5 protein-coding genes are annotated in these 3,236 nt (G+C 69.4%); 4 read left to right on the top strand and 1 reads right to left on the bottom strand.

Annotated elements, in window-relative coordinates; all coding sequences use genetic code 11:
- Positions 1–190, bottom strand: a 190-nt coding sequence (locus BN11_RS23885; protein WP_048698655.1) for a hypothetical protein, incomplete at its 3' end; no start/stop codon positions are given.
- Between the two features lie 312 nt (positions 191–502).
- Between BN11_RS23885 and BN11_RS14165 the strand changes: the two genes are divergently transcribed.
- The 4 genes from BN11_RS14165 to BN11_RS23880 form a co-directional block, all read left to right on the top strand.
- Entirely contained in the window at positions 503–700 is a 198-nt protein-coding gene (locus BN11_RS14165; protein WP_048698654.1) for a DUF3073 domain-containing protein, read from the top strand.
- A gap of 114 nt (positions 701–814) precedes the next feature.
- Positions 815–2,374, top strand: coding sequence for a purine-cytosine permease family protein (locus BN11_RS14160; protein WP_083433768.1), 1,560 nt, complete (start codon positions 815–817; stop codon positions 2,372–2,374).
- Positions 2,371–2,913: a cysteine hydrolase family protein gene (locus tag BN11_RS14155; protein WP_048698651.1), complete on the top strand. Its 543-nt coding sequence runs from the start codon at positions 2,371–2,373 to the stop codon at positions 2,911–2,913. Before BN11_RS14160 ends, BN11_RS14155 begins: the two co-directional genes overlap by 4 nt.
- A gap of 4 nt (positions 2,914–2,917) precedes the next feature.
- Positions 2,918–3,236: hypothetical protein (locus BN11_RS23880; RefSeq protein WP_048698649.1), on the top strand; the 319-nt coding region annotated here is incomplete at its 3' end.

Here is a 3,236-nt window from a genome sequence, read left to right as displayed (position 1 = left end):
CGTGCTGGTCGTGGCCGTCGTGCTGGTCGTGGACGGCGTGCTGGTCGTGGACGGCGTGGCCGAGGACGTCGCGGTGGCGCCGGGCGGAGTGGTCGAGCCAGTCCAGGTTGAGGTGGCCGGCGCGGTCGTGCTCGACATCACGCCGGGGGTGGCGGTCGCGGCGCCCTGCTGCGAGGTGCCGGCGCCGCATCCGGCCAGGCCGACCGCGGCAGCGGTCAGGACAAGTGCCCAGGTCCGGCGGTACATGATGATTCCTCCTCAGGTCGGTTTCGGTGGGGCGTGCCCCCTTCTCACTTCTTCCGACGTCCCACGCCGACCAGTGGTTGGGGTGAACAGATAACGAAGCCGTCACGTCCCGACGGCTTTGTCCGTCGCGGAATCTTCGCCACACCATGTAGCGTTAGCACCACGAGAACACACATCACCGGGACCGCTGCGCGAAGGCCGATCACCGACCGGCCGGAGTGATGCCGTCCCGCTAGACGCATGAGGGGGTCACGCCATGGGGCGCGGCCGGGCCAAAGCCAAGCAGACCAAGGTTGCTCGGGATTTGAAGTACTACTCCCCGAAGACCGATCTCAGCGCGCTTGAGCGAGAGCTCCACGGAGCAGCACCAACCGCCGAGCCGCTCGTCAGCGACGAGCCCGACGGTGACGACGAGTACGAAGACGACTACGCCCGCTGGGCTTCCGGTCGTTGACCTGGCTCCCCTGAGCTGACAGGGACCCCTCCACCAGGCCCGGCGTTCGGGCACGGTGGTCGATGTCGTGCAGCATCCCCCACGCAGGGGGGCCGATCTGGCACGCTTCGGCGTATGACTGCTAGTTCGGGCGCGGAACGCGTGCGCTCGCTCGGGGTCGAGACCACGGGCATCGAGATCATCGGCGAGTCCGAGCGGACCGCCTCCCCCAAGGACCTCTTCTGGCCGTGGTTCGCGGCCAATGTGTCCGTGTTCGGCATCTCGTATGCCGCATTCGTGCTCGGCTTCGGCATCTCCTTCTGGCAGGCGGCTCTGGTGACGGTCCTCGGGATCGTCATCTCCTTCCTGCTGTGCGGGATCATCGCCATCGCCGGCAAGCGGGGGTCGGCCCCGACGATGATCCTGTCGCGGGCGCCCTTCGGCGTCACCGGGCAGAAGCTGCCGGGCGTCATCTCCTGGCTGGTCTCGATCGGCTGGGAGACCTTCTTGTCGATCATGGCCGTCCTCGCGACCGCGACCGTGTTCGAACGGCTCGGCTGGAGTTCCGGCACGACCGTGAAGATCATCGCCGCCGCCGTCGTGGCCGCGATGATCGTCCTCGCCTCGGTGGCCGGCTACCACATCATCATGAAGATGCAGTCCTATCTGACCTGGATCACCGGCATCGTCACGATCCTGTTCGTCATCATCGCCGCCAAGGAGATCGACTGGGGCACCGTCTCGGCCATCCCGAGCGGGCCGTGGCAGGCCGTCGTCGGGGCCCTCGTGATGCTGATGACCGGCTTCGGCCTGGGCTGGATCAATATCGCCGCCGACTGGTCGCGCTATCAGCATCGCAACGCCTCCGGCAGCGCCATCGTCTTCTGGAACACCTTCGGCGGCGCCATCGCGCCGGTGCTGCTCGTGCTGTTCGGGCTCCTGCTGGCCGGCTCCAACGAGGAGGTCCGCAACGGCATCGGCGCCGACCCGATCGGATCGCTCGCCCAGGTGCTGCCGACGTGGTTCCTCGTGCCCTTCCTCATCGCCGTCATCCTGTCCCTGGTCAGTGGCGCGGTGCTCGGCATCTACTCCTCCGGCCTGACCCTGCTCAGCCTCGGGGTGAAGATCCCCCGGCCCGCGGCGGCGCTGATCGACGGCGTCATCCTCACCCTCGGCACCATCTGGGTGGTCTTCTTTGCCAAGAACTTCCTCGGGCCGTTCCAGTCGTTCCTCATCACGCTCGGCGTCCCGTTGGCGGCCTGGGCGGGCATCATGATCGCCGACATCGCGCTACGCAGGCGCGACTACGACGACAACGCCCTCTTCGACTCCCGCGGCGTCTACGGGTCCGTCGACTGGATCTCCATCGGCACGATGATCGTCATGTCGATCCTCGGGTGGGGCCTGGTCGTCAACAACTTCGCTGCCGACGCGAGCTGGAACAACTGGCAGGGCTTCCTCCTCGAACCGCTCGGCCTCGGCACCTTCGTCGACGACCCCGCAGGCGCCTACTGGGAAGGCAACTGGCCCTACGCCAACCTCGGGGTGCTGCTTGCCCTGGCCGGCTCCTTCCTGATCACCTACCTCCTGCGCCGCCCGAAGGTCCGGGACCAGGAGATGGCCCGCGGCTACGCCGGCTACGGCCCCGGAGCCGGCGCCGACGGCGGGGCGACGGCATACGGCCCGCGCGCGTGAGCACCGTCGAACCGCTCGCGGACGACTGGCTGGTCCTGATCGACCCGCAGGCGATCTTCGCCGACCCGGCGACTAGCCAGTGGGGTTCGCCGATGTTCGCCGGGGCGCTGCCGGAGATGATCCGGCTCGCCACGGCATACGGCCCGCAGCGCACCATCGTCACCCGCTTCGTCGCCGACCCGGGGCTCGGCGGATCGTGGGCGACGTACTACGAAGACTGGGCGTTCGCCCTTGTCCCCGACGCCGACCCGCTGTATGCCGTCGATCCCGCCCTCGCCCCGCTCGCCGGGCACGTGGTCACTGAGGCGACCTTCGGCAAGTGGGGCGATCAGTTGCGGGGCCTCGTGGGGCCGCAGCCGCGGCTGACGCTGGGTGGGGTCTCCACCGACTGCTGCATCATCGCCACCGCCCTGCCGGCCGCTGACGCGGGGGCGACGATCCGGGTGCCGGCTGCCGCCTGCGCCGGGTCGAGCCTGGAGAACCACGCAGCAGCTCTCCAGGTCATGGCCCTGTTCGGCCCGCAGATCGTCATCTGCTGACCCGGTGACGAGGTCCCGCGAACGCGACGAGCGCGACCTCGCACGCCGCGAGCGCGCGACCCCCTCCCCCCTCGCCGACACGATCTCGAACGTCCTCGACCCCGGCTGGGTCGTCCTGGCCCTGATCGGCACGATCGCCGCCGCATCGACACCGTCCTGGGGTGCGGCCGCCGGCTGGGCCGCACTCGCCGTCGCGTTCACCGTCGTGGTTCCGTATGCCGCCCTCGCCGTGCTGGTGCGAAGCGGCCGGGTCGACGACCGGCACCTGGTGCGCCGGGACCAGCGGCTCGTGCCCGCGCTCGTCGCCCTGGCCGGCGCGGCCG

The organism is Nostocoides australiense Ben110, from assembly GCF_001050535.1.
Lineage (GTDB): Bacteria > Actinomycetota > Actinomycetes > Actinomycetales > Dermatophilaceae > Nostocoides_A > Nostocoides_A australiense.
The sequence above is the reverse complement of the archived record's forward strand: the minus strand, read 5'-3'. Positions and strand labels throughout refer to the sequence as shown.

What these genes read in the sequence shown, in the direction of transcription:
- BN11_RS14165 (WP_048698654.1), top strand. Translation starts at nt 503, where the DNA reads ATGGGGCGCGGCCGGGCCAAAGCCAAGCAGACCAAGGTTGCTCGGGAT.
- BN11_RS14160 (WP_083433768.1), top strand. Translation starts at nt 815, where the DNA reads ATGACTGCTAGTTCGGGCGCGGAACGCGTGCGCTCGCTCGGGGTCGAG.